The organism is Actinoallomurus oryzae, assembly GCF_039541955.1.
GTDB lineage: Bacteria > Actinomycetota > Actinomycetes > Streptosporangiales > Streptosporangiaceae > Actinoallomurus > Actinoallomurus oryzae.
Genome location: NZ_BAABHF010000036.1, coordinates 1 through 15,694, shown reverse-complemented (window position 1 = coordinate 15,694; position 15,694 = coordinate 1). Strand labels below are relative to the sequence as shown.

The following is a 15,694-nucleotide window of genomic DNA, read 5'->3' as shown; positions in this document are numbered from 1 at the left end:
CTACCTGGCCAAGTACGACCACGGCTTCTATGAGTTCGCCGTGGACGTGCTCGACGACCCGAAGCTCTTCTCGAGCGGTTCCGACGCGTCACCGGACCGCCGTCACTTCTACCAGGCGGCCGCGCAGCAGCTCGCCTTCATGATGACCGCCCTGGACCAGCGGCTGAGCGACCTCGAGACGGGCCGGCTGATCCGCATGGTGCTGCACGCCGAGCGCGGGGCCATGTTCTCCATGTCCGTGACGCCGAAGAACTATGTGCTGGCGATCGTCTTCGGGGCCGCCGCGGCCGTGAAGGGCCGGGCGACCCGGGTGCTGCCGCACGTCGATCTCGTACGGGACGCCGACAGGTTCGTCAGCGGTATCGCCGACGGCCTCCGCGACAGGCTCGGGATCCCGTCCCAGAACCCCGGCGGCTGGAAGACCTCCATGCCGGCGGTGGAAGCGCCGTCGGCGGAACCGCCGGTGCCGGAGGTGCCGTCGGCGGAAGCATCGTCCGCGAAAGCATCGTCGACGGAAGCGCCGTCGACGGAAGCGCCGTCGACGGAAGCGTCATCGACGGAAGCGTCGTCACCGGACGCGCCGATGCCCGACGCGCCGTCACCGGAAGCGCCGGCGCGCGGGGAGGCCGTTCGTTCCGCGGTCCAGCTCCGGAGCTCGCCGCTGTCCACGCTGGGCGGGCGGCTGTCCGACCTGCTGAGCCCGGACGAGCTGATCTACCTCGCGCACTGCCGGAGGGGAGACATCCTCGCCGAGGCGGACCTCCTCGACCATGAGCAGGTCATCGAGCTGCGGCCGCCGCATCTGCCGCCCTCGGCGATGCGGACGCTCTACCGGCGCATGGCCGAGGAATTCGCCATGTTCACCCGGCAGCTGAGCCAACTCGCCCGCCAGGCGATTCGCGGCCGAATGCTGCGTATCGTGCTGGATGTCGAACAGGGTGCGTTTTTCTACTACCGCCTCGGTCCCCGCGACTACCTCGTCGGCGTGACCACCAATCAGAAGCGCGTGAGTCAGGCCGACCAGGCGATGGGAGAACTGGTGGCAGGCCTTATCGGCGCCGGAGTGAGTTTCGGACAGTAGCAATTGCCGTCCGTCTGACAATATTCTACACTCGTCACGACAGTGTCGTCATTGCCTTGTCCCCTGCTCGCGGGAAGTGTCCGGCGCCATGGCGAAGCGATTTGTGCTAATGCTCGGAATGGTCGGATTAGGCCTTCTCGCAGGCGGATACTTCGGGCATGTCGGAGCGCTGCTCGACAGTGGTTTTTATGCTCCCGTGGTGACGGCGTTTCTCGCGCTCGGCCTCTATGGCAGCACGCACGCCATCGATCTCAAGCATCTGCGTGCGGACCTGCGCACGGTCGTGCTCGCCGTCACGGTGGGCGTCGTGCTGAAGGCCGCGCTGATCAGCGCCGTCATGCTCGCGTTCTTCCCGAGGCCCGGCTCGCTGGTGCTCGGCATCGCCGTGGCGCAGATCGATCCTCTGTCGGTGGTGGCCCTCGGCCGTTCCTCCCGGCTGTCTTCGCGCGGGCGCGGACTGCTTCTCGCCTGGGCGTCCTTCGACGACCCGGTGACGACGCTTCTCACGATCTACGTCGCGGCTCTGGCGCTCTCGGCGCGGCACGACGGCTCGTCCGCCGCGCTGGACCTCGGCGGACCCGGGTCCTTCGCCCTCGATCTCCTGGGCAACCTGCTGCTGGCCGGCGTGGTGTTCCTGCTCTACCGGTGGGTCCGGCGGTTCCGCCCGTGGCCCCGGCTGGTGGTCACCTGCCTCCTGCTCGCCGGCACGGCCGCCATCGCGATCTGGCAGGTGTGGATGCTGGCCGTGGCCCTCGTCGGCCTGGTGGCCCGGCCGGTCGTCCCGGGCAGACCGCTCGCCGTCGGCCGGCTGCTGGACCGCGCCGTCGACCTCGCCTTCGTCGGGGCCACCGCTCTGCTCGGCCTGATCCTCGCGCTCGGGATCTCGCCCGGAGCCGGGCTCGTCCTGGGGCTCGCGGCGTTCTGCGCCCAGGCGGTGGTCAGCCTTCCGCTGACGCGCTCCCAGAGCACCGGCGACACGGTGTACCTGGCGCTGGCGCAGCAGAACGGCATCACGGCGATCGTGCTGGCGCTGCTCCTCGAACCCGCGTTCGCCGGCACGGTGGCCGTGGTGGCCCCCGCCATCCTGGTCATCAACCTGCTCTATCTCGTCACCAACGCGGCGTACGCCCGGCGCGCCCCGTCAGTGGCCGTGGAGCCCGCCGGGGCCCGCGCCGGCGAAGGCCTGGCGCACCCGGTGCCCAAGCTCGCTGAGCAGCCCGTACATATCGGTCTGCCGCCGCGAGCGGGTGTGGTGTTCGATGACCGCGGTCCGCGATGACGACCGCGGGAGCAGGTCGCCCAGCGTGTTCAACTGGTAGATCGGCAGATCCTCCAGCACCGTGTCGAAGGCGCGGCAGAAGACGGTCAGCCGTTCGAGCTGCCGTACGCTGGGCGGCCCGTCCAGCTGCCCATGCCAGTCCTCGACCGCGGTGCGGAAGGCCGTGATCACCGCCTCGGTCAGCTTGGCGACGCCGACCGTGCGTACGGCCTCGCTGTTGTGCAGCCGCAGCAGGACACCGGTGATGCTGCCCGGCGACTCGGCACCGAACATCTCGCTCAGGGCGGCGTCCAGGCCGGTCAGCGCCTTCAACTCGGTGACCGCCTCGGTGAAGAGCATCTCGACGTCTTCCGGCAGCGGCCGGCGGCGGCGCGCGGGATCGAGGTCCTGGAGATCACGGGCCAGGGCGGCGTACTGGCGTTCGGTGGTGTCACGCATCGACTGGACCTGAAGCGCCAGTTGCTCCATGTAGCGCTGGGCGTTGGTCTGCGCCGCCGCGAGCCGGCTGATGTTGGCCCGGATCACGGCCGTCTCGTCCTCGGTGGCCTCCAGCGGTCCGGTCAGCCGGCGTAGGAGGAGCTCGAAGTCCTCGGAGAACCGCTCCCTGGCATAGATGAGAGGCGGCTCGGAGAAACCGTCCTCAAGGTCCCTGCGCACCGTGTCCACCACGAAGCCGTTGACGATGAGCGCGGTCCTGACGCGGGGAGCCGTCGTACGGACCGCCCTGGCGCTCGAGATCAGCCGCTGCGCGTCGGTGTCGTCCATGACCGAGTCGGTGAGGAAGATCGCGCAGCCCGTGTCGTAGACCGGGACCCAGTAGGGGACGCGCGGGCCGTCCTCGCCCCCGACCGGATGGTCGGTGTGGTATTCGCGGGCCTGGTTCTGCAGCTCACTGCCGATCTGCTGGCGGACCGTCCGCTCATCGACGACCTCGGACCTGCCCTTCGCCGCTCGGCGGACCATGGATCGGTCGACCCGGCGGCTCTCGAGGGACATGCGGTAGCACGACTGGCAGATCTGGACGACCCGGCGAGCGTTGCCTCCGGCGAGCAGGGCGATGAACTGGACGATGTCCGCGCTGAAGGGGCCCAGCCCCGGCCCGTAACGCGTGGACGCCATGCTCCGCCTGATGTAGGTGAGCACCTGGTCCGTCGACAGACCGTCGTCGGTGGAGATCGTCGCCGTGATGGTGTGCTCGGTGTTGTTCTGGCCGATCGCCTCCAAGAACTCCGGCAGGCCGCAGAGCACGAGGAAGATCCCTTGCCGCGTCGCGAGATCGGTCAGCGCGCGGAAGGCCGCGATGGTCTCCGCGGGTGGACGGCTCGAACTGGGCAGCACCTTCTCCAGTTCGTCGAAGACGAGAACGAAGTGGCGGGACCGCCCGCGGTAGAGGAGCGCCAGCACGCCCATCGCCTCGAGCGCCCGGGGCTCGTCGTCGATCCGGCTGGTGATGCCCCGCTCGCGGAGCAGGGGATCGGGCTCCTCGCCGCGGAGCCACTCCCAGACCTGGTCGGCCAGATCGTTGCGGAGAAGGAGCATGAGCGCGGTGCCGTACTCCTCATTCCGGGTGACCTTCGCCAGATCCGCGTTGAGCCGTTGCAGGAAGGTGCTCTCGGCGAGGTTGAACTGCGTGACGAAATGCTGCGGATCGATCTCCAGCTCGCGCAGGCGCCGGGTGACCTGAGCGGGGAATCCGGTGTTCTCAAGGGAGTCCGCCACGATATGTGCGTAGTATTCGCGGATATGGCGGATCACGTCGTCCCGGTTGAAAGTTGCAAGAAAGTTGCCGCGATAAAGGGTGTGAAATCCGCCTCCGCCCTCCTGCGCGCCCACATAGGCGTAACGCGCCTCGTCGCCGGGCAGCGCGCGTGCCTTGCGGAGTAACTGGGCGGCCAGGTGGGTCTTGCCGGTGCCGTAGTCGCCCGAGACCGCCAGCACGACACCCTCGGCGCCGTCCTCGGCGAGGTGGGCGTCGAGCAATCGCATCGCCTCGTCGATCGCGGGAGTCGGCACACTGACCACGTCGACGCCGAGTTCCCACGGGTCGGCCGAGGGGCGGGGGAAGGGGTTGTCGTCAATGAACTGCTCGTCGCGTGCGTTAGGGGCATTCATCACAATTTTCCCGCCCGCCCCTCTAGATCCTTCTCGATGAAGCTTGTCAAGTCGCGCCGTCTTACTATATCTCCAGTCGGCCACGGATTATTCTTATAATGTTCGTAGATCATCCATAGCAGCGTCTGCACAGATCCAATGGACAAGTCTCGACCTCCGGTGAATTCGTCAATGGCGTCGGGGTCCAGATCGGGAAAGGTTTCTCCCCGGCCCGGAATATTGATTCTGGCGTTGCGGAAGGCGACGCCGTCGCCCGGTCGCAGGGGTCCGGTCCTCAGGTAGATCGGCTGCGCCACATTGTTGATCTTCCATTCGTTCTTGCGCCGATGGAGGCCCTCGTCCGACGACTCGGAGAACACGAGCATCTTCTGCTGGGTGCCCGCCCAGTACGCGGCGACCTCGTCGGCGCGCTCGGCGGGCGGGGCGATGACGATGAGGACGGTGTCAGGCGCCATCGCCCTGCTCAGCGCGTACGTGAGCTCCTCGATGTCGATCTTCCGGTCGATCTGCGGAAGGTCAGCGGTGACGAGCTGCTGGGTCGAGGAGACCTCCTGGTACATCCTGGTGCCCACCTTGCGGACGCGCCGCTCGATGGTCTGACCGTCGCGTTCGAGGCCACTGAAATTGAGCAGGAGGGTCTTGGTGTTCTCGCTCTCCAGCCTCTTTCGCGCCCAGGTGGCACATCGGTTGACCAACGAGGTCTTTCCGCAGCCGGTGGGGCCGCCCACCGCGACGAAGAGGCCGGCCTCCTGCAGCGTCCCGACGCCCTTCAGCGCGGTCTGGAAGAACTCGTAACTCTCGTTGGCGTGGTCGATGTCGACATGGCACGTGCAGTGCGCGTCATGGGTGCACTTCAGTGGAGGATTGGGCGTGGTGAGCGCCTCGTCCCTGCGGAAGGGATTGACGCGTTGGTTCGGCGAGGGGTCGCTCATGACGCGTCCGGCGGCGTTTCGGCGTGTTCGGCGGGCCCGGCCTGCTCGACCCGCACCGGTCCGTGCCGCCGCCAGGGGCGGTCCAGCCGGGAGACGACTCCCATGACGTCGGCGTGCCGTGCCTCCAGCCGATCGAGGAGTCGCTGCGTGAGGCGTCTCAGCGCCTCGGTCTCGGTCGGCCAGTCGGCTTCGCGGATGTCCCGGTCGAGACCTCTGATCGCGGTGATGAGGCGTTCGAGCCTCCACCGGGGATGACGGCTCTTGCAGCGCTGGAGCTCGGCCAGCAGCCCGCTGAGCGGCGCGTCCATGGCCGCTTCGAGGGACCGTCCCTGCCCCCGGCGCCACGCGATCAGACAGTCGCGGCAGGCCCGCTCGTACGCCGTCGCCGCGGCGTGCAGTTCGCCCGCCTCCCGCTCGGCGCTCGCCTTCCGCGTGGTCAGCAGGCCGGAGCCCAGCGCGAGCAGCGCGCCGACGGCGACGGGAATCAGCCCGATCACCGTTTTGACCAGATCGCCGGTCCAGCTGCTGGAGGTACTCGGCAATTTCCGGACCGCGACGAGCGCCGCACAGGCACGACCGAAATCGGCGGGGAAGGTCCGTCTCCAGTCCGTGACCGTGAAATCGCGTCCGTTGACCTTTAGCGGCTTGTCGTGAGTTCCCGAGTCGGCCATGCCCAGGGCCACCGCGGTGTCCACAAGCGGACGCGTATTTTCCGGTTTTGCGCAGTAAAGCGTCTGGGCGTCTCCCGTCGCATCGGCACGGGCGGGGGAGGCGCCCAGGCCGTAGACGGTCTCTCCCAGCAGCGCGGCGACCATCAACCACCTGGTCTGCCGCCGCATGTGAGGACTCCCCCTTTGCCGACCCCAAACCACGATAACGTCGAGGAAGCAGCAAGATAAGAAGCTTAACGGAATCTCTATCGGTTCCCCTAGGTGGGGTTTTGTGGCCGCTGCATTTGCAATAGCGGACGCCCTTCGGCCGAGGGCTCGGCAACGCGCGGACCGGGCTCGCCGCGCGCAGTGAAACGCCATTTTCGGTATGTCCTAAATGCGGGTGGAATGGCGCTCGCCGAGGCGAGCTCGCGCCGGCGGCGTGGCCGGCGTCCGGCCGCGATCCCGCTGCCGCGCTGGGCGCCGCCCTGCTCGCCGTCCGCCACCACCGGCACGCGGCACGCCGCGCGACGCCGGGGCCGGACGAGCCGGTGGGTTAGATTCGGGTCCCGGACCCGCCCCGACCGCCACCGGAGGCACCCGTGCTCCGTCCTCAGGAGACCGCCAGCCGCGAACGCGTCCGCCTCGACGGGCTCTGGGCCTTCGCCTTCGACCCCGGCGACCGGGGACGCGCCGAGGAGTGGTGGCGCGGCGACCTGCCCGACGCGTCGGAGATGCCGGTGCCCGCGAGCTACAACGACGTGCCCGCCACCCGTGACGCCCACGAGCACGTCGGTGACGTCTGGTACCAGCGCCACGTACGCGTGCCGGCCCGGTGGGAGGGGCGCCGCGTCGTGCTGCGCTTCGACGCGGCCGCCCATCGCGCCGTCGTCTGGTGGAACGACGTCGAGGTCGGGCGGCACGAGGGCGGCTACACCCCGTTCGAGTGCGACGTCACCGGGCACGTGCGGTTCGGCGAGACCGCGCGGGTGACCGTCGTGGTCGACAACCGGCTCGACCTGACCTCCATCCCGCCCGGCATCGTCGACGTCCTGCCGGACGGGCGCCGTCGCCAGCGGTACTTCCACGACTTCTTCAACTACGCCGGGCTCCACCGTACGGTCTGGCTGTACACGACGCCTCCCGTGTACGTCGAGGACATCACCGTCACGACGGAGGTGAACGGCGCCGACGCCCGGGTGCGCTACCGCGTCGACGTCGCCGGCGGGCGGGTCGCCGAGGTGGTGCTCGGCGACGCCGACGGCACCGAACGCGCGCGGGCCACCGCCGCCGAGGGCACGCTGGAGGTCGCGGACGCGACGCTGTGGCGGCCCGGCCACGGCCACCTGCACCGCCTGACGGTCCGTACGGCCGGCGACGACCCCGACGAGTACGTCCTGCCGGTGGGCCTGCGCGACGTGGGGGTGGACGGCGACCGGTTCCTCATCAACGGTGAGCCGTTCCACTTCCGCGGCTTCGGCAAGCACGAGGACAACGCGGTGCGCGGCAAGGGCCACGACGACGTGCTCATGGTGCACGACTTCGCGCTGCTGGACTGGATCGGCGCGAACTCCTTCCGCACCTCGCACTACCCGTACGCCGAGGAGGTGCTGGAGTACGCCGACCGGCACGGCGTGGTCGTCATCGACGAGACGCCGGCCGTCGGGCTCAACTTCGAGATCGCCCACACGCTGGTGCCGGGAGACCCCGCGCACGTCTTCGCCGCCGTCGGCGACGCCACACAGGAGGCGCACCTGCGCGCGATCCGGGAGCTGATCGCCCGCGACAAGAACCACCCCAGCGTGGTCATGTGGAGCATCGCCAACGAACCCGACTCCGCCCGGCCCGAGGCGCGCCCGTACTTCGAGCCGCTCGTCCGCGCGGCACGCGCCGCCGACCCGAGCCGGCCGGTCTGCTTCGCCCAGGTCCAGCTTCCGCCGGACCGCGACGTGATCAGCGACCTGTTCGACGTCATCTGCCTCAACCGCTACAACGGCTGGTACGTCGACACGGGCGACCTGGTCACCGCCGAGCGCGAGCTGGAGGCCGAGCTGCGGGAGTGGGTGCGGCGGCACGGCAAGCCGATCATCGTCACGGAGTACGGCGCGGACGCCGTCGCCGGCGTGCGCTCGGTCGCGGCCGGCACCTGGACCGAGGACTATCAGGTGGAGCTGCTGGAGACCTTTCACCGGGTGTTCGACCGGATCGACGCGGTCGTCGGCGAGCACGTCTGGAACTTCGCCGACTTCGCCACCGGCTACGGGGTGAACCGCGTGGACGGCAACAAGAAGGGCGTCTTCACCCGCGACCGCCGTCCCAAGGCCGCCGCCTTCGCCCTGCGCCGCCGCTGGACGGGCGCCGACCGTTAGGCAATTCCCCTTAATAAGCATTAACAATGCAAGTATTATTGGGGCATGCGCCTAACGAAGTTCACCGACCTGGCCCTGCGTGTCACGATGCTGCTGGCGGTGGCCGAGCCGGACGAGACGCCGACCGCCCGTGACGCCGCCGAGGCCGTCGCCGCGCCGTACAGCCACGTGGCCAAGGTGGTGAGCCGGTTGCAGCATCTGGGCGTGCTGGAGGCCAGGCGCGGCCGGGGCGGCGGCCTCGCGCTCACCGGGTTCGGCCGGGACGCGTCCGTCGGATGGCTGGTCAGAGAGCTGGAAGGATCCGACGAAGTCGTAGGATGTGAGGACGCGCCGGCGTGTCCGTTGCGGGCCGTGTGCCGTCTGCGGGGCCTCCTGCGCCAGGCCCAGGAGGCCTTCTACGCCACGCTCGATCCGGTGACCGTCCGCGACCTGGTCGCCGCTCCGGCCCAGCCGACGCTGGTCAGGTTGCTGGCCTCCCGCTCCGGGTGAGCCACCCCACCTCGAGCGACCCTCCCTGAGTAGGTAATATGCATCTCAGATACCACTTTTAAGGGGGTCGTCATGCTGTCCGAGAGATCAGCCGCCGTCGTGCGGGCCACCCTGCCGGCCGTCGGGGGAGCGATCGAGGAGATCACACCGCTCTTCTACCGGCGGATGTTCACCGCGCACCCGGAGCTTCTGCGCGACCTGTTCAACCGCGGGAACCAGGCGAACGGGGCCCAGAGCCGCGCGCTCGCCGCCTCGGTCGCGGCCTTCGCCGGGATGCTCGTCGAGAACCCCGACCAGCGGCCCGACGCGATGCTCGCCCGCATCGCGCACAAGCACGCGTCCCTGGGCATCACGGCCGATCAGTACACGATCGTCCACCGTCACCTGTTCGCCGCCATCGCCGACGTCCTCGGCGACGCGGTGACCCCGGAGGTGGCGGCGGCCTGGGACGAGGTGTACTGGCTGATGGCGGGCAGCCTGATCACGCTGGAGACCCGGCTGTACGCGCAGGCCGGTGTGGCCGACGGTGACGTCTGGCGGCCGTGGACGGTGGTGTCGCGCATCGAGGAGACCTCCGAAGTGGCCACCTTCATGCTCCGCCCGGCCGACCGCGTTCCCAGCCCGCCGTTCCTGCCCGGACAGTACGTGTCCGTCCGTGCCGACCTGCCCGACGGCGCCCGCCAGATCCGCCAGTACAGCCTGTCGTGCGCGCCGAACGGCACCGACCGGTGGATCTCGGTGAAACGGATCGGCGGCACCGGCGACTCGCCCGAGGGCGAGGTGTCCAACTGGCTGCACGCCAACGTCCGCGAGGGGGACGTCCTCAGCGTCAGCACGCCCTTCGGCGACACGGTCCTGCACGAAGGCGACTCGCCGCTGGTCCTGGCGTCCGCCGGCATCGGCAGCACGCCGATCATCAGCATGCTGGCCCACCTCGCCGCCACCGGCTCGACCCGTCCGGTGATCACCGTGCACGCCGACCGCTCCGAACGCACCCACGCCTTCCGTGCCGAACTCCGGACCTGCGTCGGCAAGCTGCCGCGCGCCCAGGCGCACGTCTGGTATGAGCACCCCGAGGGCCCCTGGCCCGCGGACCGTACGGGCCTCGCGGACCTGTCGGCGATCGACATCCCCGACGGCTCCCGCGCCTACCTCTGCGGACCGGTGCCGTTCATGCGTTCCGTCCGCTCACAGCTCCTCGACCGCGGCGTCCCCGCGGAGCGGATCCACTACGAGGCCTTCGGCCCGGACATGGGACTCGAGACCGCCGCCTGAGCGGTGGTGGAGATGCCGGACGGCGGGTGGCCGTCGCGGTGATCGAAGACGACGCGCCGTCGCCCGGCTAGGGTGCGGCCATGACCGGGACCGTGAGATGGGCCGAGCGGGTCGCGACCTGCTGGAGTTCGTCCGGGTCGCGCACCTCGCGCTGTCCACGGTGCGGCTGGGCAACCTGCTCGGCGTGGCGTTCGAGCGGTTCACGGAGGCCGGTACGCGGTGGACATGGTCGTACTGCGCCTGGCGGACGGCCCGACGGTGGCCCTGGCCCGCGAGGCCGGTTCGTCCCGGCCCGGCACCGGCCTGCTGGTGCGGGGCGTCGAGCCGGCGGACGCCGTCCTGGCCGCGTTCCTCGGGGCCACCGGCATCGGCCGGGACCAGGTGACGTGGGTGGCCGATGACGATGTTCGCGGGAGAGAGCGCGCATGACCGGCCCGGTGGGACTGCGGCACGGCCGCGCGTACGACGTGGACACCGGGCGGATCGGCGTCGGCCACGTCAGTGATCCCGCGAGTGGCCGGCCGGTGGAGGTGGAGTTGACCGTCGTGCCGTACCAGGGCGACGAGCGGGACCTCACGCTGCACGCCGGGGACCGGTTCCGGGTCGGATCCGCCAGTTGGCGGCTGGTGCGGGTGGACGGCGCCGGCGGCTACGACTACGTGGTGTGGATCGCGCCGGCGGACGAGGCGACATGACCACCGCGGAGCGGGCCGGCCGGTCCGAGCACTGCGGTGGACGGTGAGAGGAGCGCGCCGATGTGGCTGGTGACGCCGTGGTTGAACCGGCGGGCGGTGCGGCGGTGGGAGCGGTTGCACATGCGGGCGGTGTCGACGCTGCGCTGGGAGGAACAGGGCCGGTGGGCCGAAGTGGCCGACGAGCTGGCCTCGATCATCACCGGTTACGGCCGGCTCCGCCGTCTGCCGGACGTCGTCGACTCGCTGATCAGCGCTCGCATCCGGCGCTGCAACGCGCTGATCCGTGCCGGTGGCGTCCGGCAGGCGCTTGCCGAGGCCGATCAGCTGACCACGATGCTGCGGCCCGACAGCGCGTCGCTGCGCCGGTTGCGGGAGACGGTCGTCGCCGCGGCGCGGGACGCCCGCGACGACACCGCCGAACGACTGGTCGCGGAGTGGAGCGCGGCGGCGTGCCCGTCCGACGGCTTCCGGCTGGCCCGCGCGGTGGACGTGCCACAGGACGCGAGCGGCCGTGCGGTCCCGGCCGGACCGGGGCTGGAGACCGAGGAGCGGGCGGCACTCGTCCGATACCTCACCGAGGCGCCGCTGGTGGCCGTCGCGTGGGGTTACGACCCGGACCCGTTCGACCCGGACCGGCCGGAGGTCGTCCCGCTGAACCTGCACACCGACGGCACCTGGGTGTGGTCGGAGGGCCTGGCCTACTTCGCCGATCGGTACGGCATCGCGCCCGAGCCGGACCTGCTCGCGGCCATCCGGCAGCGCGGCTACCGGCCGCCCGAAGTCGATGAGGCCACCGTGCACCGGGCGGCCGCCTGGGTGCGGGAACGCTAGGCGCGTCCGGCCGGGCCGGCCACCCCGTGGGATGACCGGTCCGGCGGAGGTCAGCGGCCGACGCCGAGGGCGCGGCTCAGGGTGTGGAACAGGTCGGTCTGGTCGGTGACGCCGACCACGTTGGCCGCCTGCGGGCCCTGCGCGGCGATGCGGACCTCGGTGCCGGTGTGCTCCTGGGAGACGCCCGGCTTCGTCGTCGCGTAGTTGATCTTCATCTCGGCTCCGTCGGCGGTGATCAGCGTGGCGGTCTGGCCCGGGCTGTCGGCCTCCACCGGGATGATCTGGCTGGTGTGACCGTGGTCGGCGGTGACCACGACCAGCGTGTCGGCGTGGTGACGTGCGTAGTCGAGTGCGGACTTCACCGCGTTGTCGAACTCGATGTGCTCACCGATCTGGCCGCACGGGTTGGCGGCGTGGTCCTGCTTGTCGATCGACGCGCCCTCGATCTGCAGGAAGAAGCCCTTCTTGGCGTGCCTGGTCTGGGCGTCGAGGAGCTGGAGCGCCTTGCCCGCCATGTCGGTCAGGTGCGGGCCGGTGAACTCGGCGTTCGGCGCGCAGCGGGACGGTTCGGTGCCGCCGGCCTTGGCCAGGGGACCGGTCTGCTCCAGCGGCAGGTTGCCGTCGGCGAACAGGCCGAGCAGCTTGCGGTCCGCCTTGGCGGCGGAGAGCCCGGCGGTGTCGGTGACGACGTTGTAACCGGCGGCCTTCGCCTGGTCGATGACGGTCCTGCCCTTGTACGGCCCCGCCTTGACCGTCTGGGCGAACCGCGCCCGGCCACCGCCGAGGTAGATGTCGGCTCCGGTCTGCACCTGCTGCTCGGAGATCGAGCCCGGGCCGCCGTTGACCTTGTCCTGCTTCGGGCACTTGGCCATGTCGGCCGGTCCCTCGCAGGACCGGTCCGCGACGTGCGCGGCCAGGACGGCCGGGGTCGCGTCGCCGAGCTCGGCCGTCGTGACGTCGCCGGTGCGGAAACCGGCCTTCCTGGCCAGCTCCAGCACGGTCGGCTGGGCCTTGCCGTCCGGGGTGACGGAGATCGCCCCGTTGTAGGTCTTGTGGCCCGTCGACCAGCCCGTACCGCTGGCGGCCGAGTCGGTGACGTAGTCGGGCCTGCTCGGGTCGGTCTTGTTCACCGCGTACGTGGTGTACTCACCCGTCAGCGGAAGCGTGTCCATGGCCAGCCGGCCGGCCGCGCCCTTGGCGTAGTTGCGGGCGATCGTGATCTCCGAGTCGCCCATGCCGTCGCCGATCAGCAGGATGACGTTGCGGGCCTTCCCGCCCTGGACCGCCGCCCGGACCGCGGTGGTCCTGTCGCCACCGGAGGCGAACGTCGGGAGGGCCGCCGCGGTCAGCGCCCCGAGGGCGACGACGGCGACGGCGCCTCGGCGGATCAGCCTCGACGATGAGGTCATGAAGAGTTCTCCTCTGCGGGGAAGGGACGTTGCGAGAACGTCATCAGTGCCCGATGGCCACCAGCCGCGAAAAGGGCAAAGGAAAGGTAAAGCAAGAGCAAAATGACCAGGTCGTGTGCTCGTACTCTCACGGTCGGTCGCCATGCGGGCCGCCCGTGCGAATGCGAACGGCCCGGGTGGAGGTCCCGGGCCGTCGGCGGATGCGAGTCAGGCGCGCTTGAGGAAGATGGGGTTGGTCAGGGCGGCCATCGGGCCCCAGACCAGGGCGGGACCCATCGTGTTGCCCTTGCCGGGGCTGCCGTCGGCCATCGGGTGGCGGACCTCGGCCCGCACGTACGCCGCGAGCGACGTCGTCGTCCGCCACACCACGGTGCCCGTGCCGGAGGCGGGCAGGGACTCCTGGTGCATCTGGCCCTCATCCGTGATGAAGCGGACGGTGCCGTTCGGTACGCCGGCCACCTCCAGCCGTACGTCGACCGGAACGTCGGCGCGGGCGGTCAGTGTCCCGGCGATGCCCGCCTGCCGTCCGGCGGCACCGGCGGTGAACGTCAGCCCTACCGACGACGACTCGGCGATCCAGTTACGGCCGGCGCGGATCCCGCTCATGATGGCGGATGTGGTCAGGTCGTCGGCGTACACCACGTTGTGCGGCAGTCCGATGACCTGCGGTTCGCTGTGGGCGTCGCTGTTGCCCACGGCGGGCAGCCAGCGGCTCCCCGTGCGCACCGCCTCGGCGAGCCGGGCGTCCCAGGTGTCGACCGCGGACTCGTCGTCGTAGGTCCACGGGCCGTTCCACACCTCGACCGCGTCGGCGTCGGCGTAGCCGAACTTCCACTGGGAGGCGATGTACGGACAGTACGGGTGGGCGGGCACCACGAGACCGCCGGAGCGGCGCACCTGCCGGGCGAACCGGCCGAAGGCGTCGTCGCGCGAGCGGTACCGCCAGTCGATCCACTCGCCGGCGGGCAGGCCGAGCGCCAGCCAGTGGCCGTTCCGCGTGGTGACCTCCTCGCCGGTGATGATGAGCAGGTCCTCGCCGGCGTACTCGCCCCAGACCGCGTGCGAGGAGGAGGTGTTGTGATCCGTCGAGACCATGAAGTCCAGCCCGGCCTGCCGCGCCCCGGCGGCCACCTCCGCGGGGAGCCGCCTGCCGTCGGAGTGCACGGTGTGCAGGTGGCCGTCACCCCGGTACCAGGCGCGGCCCCGGCCCCTGGCCCTCGTCGGCGGGTGGTTCGGCGTGAAGGACGCGCCCTCCGCGCCGTACGTGAGAGTGATCTTGACCTGGTAGTTCATGCCCTGGGGTGCGACCTGGTACGGGCCGAGGACGATGTTCCAGGTGCCGGCCTCGATCGGGCCGGGCAGGTAGCCGGGCGTGGCCTCCGTCGCGCTGATCTCGAACGCGGTGCGGAAGCCGCCGGACCAGCCGCGGAAGCCCTTGCCGCCGAGCTTGGTGCCGCGCTGGTCGAAGACGCCGATGTCGCACGAGTTGCCGGGCGTGCCCGCCGGCACGGACGGCTTGTCGTAGGAGTACTCGACGGCGATCTTCCGCACGCCCTTCGGCACCTCGACCGGGAGGTAGACGAAGTCGGCCGCGCCGGTTTCCAGGCGCCCGGTCACGGTACGCGTGACGTCGCCGTCGGCGGGTGTGCCCTTCGGCGTTCCGGCGTCGGCGCGCGCCGGGGCGAAGGAGACCGGGGCGAGGGTGAGCGCGGCCCCGGTCGCGGCGGCCATCAGCAGCCGCCGCCGGTCGAGCATGCCGGTGCTGTCGTGGTGGCCGGCCGCGGGCGGGGCGGCCCCGCCGCGCTCACAAGGTCCGTCAAGGCACATGATGATCCTCATCGAGTCGGTCAAAACCGCACGTAATGCGGCATAAGCCCCTGAATGCTCGGCCAGTGCGCCGAATTTCAGATGATCATCCGATGTCGCGACCGGATCGCGGACGTGACGAATGCGCCGCCCTCGGCGCCACGGCGGCGGTCACCGGTTTGCCCGGCTTCATCCCGGGGATGCCAGGCGGCGTGAAGTTCATGATGCGCGAGCGCGTGTTCGGGATCGGCGACGACTTCTGGGTCGAGGACGAGACGGGTCAGCGCGCCTTCCTGGTCGACGGCAAGGCGCTGCGGCTCCGCCAGACGTTCGAGCTCAAGGGGCCGGGCGGTGAGGTCCTCGCCGTCATCCGCAAGAAGATGGTCAGCATCCGCGACACGATGGTCGTCGAACGCGACGGCGAGACGGCGGCCAAGGTCCGCAAGAAGCTGTTCAGCCCGCTCCGGCACTCGATGACGGTCGAGCTCGCGGACGGGCAGGAGTGGACCGCGACCGGCGACCTCATCGAGAAGAACTACGAGATCGAGAGCGACGAGGGCACCGTCGCCACGACGTCGCGCAAGTGGTTCCGGATCCGCGACACCTACGGCATCGAGGTCGGCCACCCGGACGTGCCGCTGGTCCTCGCCGTGGCCGTCGCCGTGGACGAGCTCGCCGCGGCGGACCGCGACAAGGACAAGGACGACGACGACTGACAGTGATGATGTAGATGAGCGCCTCCCGGCCGGGTCTGACCCAACGACTG

The 15,694-nt window shown here is 70.2% G+C and carries 13 protein-coding genes; 8 read left to right on the top strand and 5 right to left on the bottom strand.

Annotation, left to right across the window (positions count from 1 at the left end):
* Positions 1-40: 40 nt before the first annotated feature.
* Positions 41-1,081 carry a hypothetical protein gene (locus tag ABEA10_RS29815; protein WP_345469535.1) on the top strand — a complete coding sequence of 347 codons (1,041 nt, stop codon included), beginning with the start codon at positions 41-43 and terminating at the stop codon, positions 1,079-1,081.
* 1,141 nt (positions 1,082-2,222) lie between these two features.
* Here the strand turns inward: ABEA10_RS29815 and ABEA10_RS29810 are convergent.
* Genes ABEA10_RS29810 through ABEA10_RS29800 form a run of 3 tightly spaced genes read right to left on the bottom strand, consistent with a single transcriptional unit; the run spans position 2,223 to position 6,243 of the window.
* The gene (locus tag ABEA10_RS29810) at positions 2,223-4,472 is read right to left on the bottom strand and encodes a hypothetical protein (protein WP_345469533.1); all 2,250 of its coding nucleotides are present in this window, start codon (positions 4,470-4,472) and stop codon (positions 2,223-2,225) included.
* Positions 4,472-5,404 carry a hypothetical protein gene (locus tag ABEA10_RS29805; RefSeq protein WP_345469531.1) on the bottom strand — a complete coding sequence of 311 codons (933 nt, stop codon included), beginning with the start codon at positions 5,402-5,404 and terminating at the stop codon, positions 4,472-4,474. Before ABEA10_RS29805 ends, ABEA10_RS29810 begins: the two co-directional genes overlap by 1 nt.
* The gene (locus ABEA10_RS29800; protein WP_345469529.1) at positions 5,401-6,243 is read right to left on the bottom strand and encodes a hypothetical protein; all 843 of its coding nucleotides are present in this window, start codon (positions 6,241-6,243) and stop codon (positions 5,401-5,403) included. Before ABEA10_RS29800 ends, ABEA10_RS29805 begins: the two co-directional genes overlap by 4 nt.
* A gap of 413 nt (positions 6,244-6,656) precedes the next feature.
* Here ABEA10_RS29800 and uidA point away from each other — a divergent pair, with 413 nt between their 5' ends.
* The 6 genes from uidA to ABEA10_RS29770 all read left to right on the top strand — a co-directional run bounded on the left by uidA (position 6,657) and on the right by ABEA10_RS29770 (position 11,713).
* Positions 6,657-8,423: a beta-glucuronidase gene (uidA, locus tag ABEA10_RS29795; RefSeq protein WP_345469527.1), complete on the top strand. Its 1,767-nt coding sequence runs from the start codon at positions 6,657-6,659 to the stop codon at positions 8,421-8,423.
* 45 nt (positions 8,424-8,468) lie between these two features.
* The gene (locus tag ABEA10_RS29790; RefSeq protein WP_345469525.1) at positions 8,469-8,912 is read left to right on the top strand and encodes an RrF2 family transcriptional regulator; all 444 of its coding nucleotides are present in this window, start codon (positions 8,469-8,471) and stop codon (positions 8,910-8,912) included.
* Positions 8,913-8,984: 72 nt separating this feature from the next.
* Positions 8,985-10,187, top strand: coding sequence for a globin domain-containing protein (locus ABEA10_RS29785; RefSeq protein ID WP_345469524.1), 1,203 nt, complete (start codon positions 8,985-8,987; stop codon positions 10,185-10,187).
* Positions 10,188-10,406: 219 nt separating this feature from the next.
* Positions 10,407-10,616, top strand: coding sequence for a hypothetical protein (locus tag ABEA10_RS29780; protein ID WP_345469523.1), 210 nt, complete (start codon positions 10,407-10,409; stop codon positions 10,614-10,616).
* Positions 10,613-10,882 carry a DUF6406 domain-containing protein gene (locus ABEA10_RS29775; RefSeq protein ID WP_345469522.1) on the top strand — a complete coding sequence of 90 codons (270 nt, stop codon included), beginning with the start codon at positions 10,613-10,615 and terminating at the stop codon, positions 10,880-10,882. Before ABEA10_RS29780 ends, ABEA10_RS29775 begins: the two co-directional genes overlap by 4 nt.
* A gap of 60 nt (positions 10,883-10,942) precedes the next feature.
* Entirely contained in the window at positions 10,943-11,713 is a 771-nt protein-coding gene (locus ABEA10_RS29770) for a hypothetical protein (protein ID WP_345469520.1), read from the top strand.
* A gap of 50 nt (positions 11,714-11,763) precedes the next feature.
* Here the strand turns inward: ABEA10_RS29770 and phoA are convergent, their stop codons facing one another.
* Positions 11,764-13,122, bottom strand: coding sequence for an alkaline phosphatase (gene phoA, locus ABEA10_RS29765; protein WP_345469518.1), 1,359 nt, complete (start codon positions 13,120-13,122; stop codon positions 11,764-11,766).
* Between the two features lie 207 nt (positions 13,123-13,329).
* A complete protein-coding gene (locus ABEA10_RS29760) occupies positions 13,330-14,949 on the bottom strand; it encodes a CehA/McbA family metallohydrolase (RefSeq protein ID WP_345469517.1) in 1,620 nt (539 codons plus the stop codon).
* Positions 14,950-15,140: 191 nt separating this feature from the next.
* Between ABEA10_RS29760 and ABEA10_RS29755 the strand changes: the two genes are divergently transcribed.
* Positions 15,141-15,644 (top strand): LURP-one-related/scramblase family protein, encoded by a 504-nt coding sequence (locus ABEA10_RS29755; protein ID WP_345469561.1) that lies wholly within the window; start codon positions 15,141-15,143, stop codon positions 15,642-15,644.
* Positions 15,645-15,694: the final 50 nt, after the last annotated feature.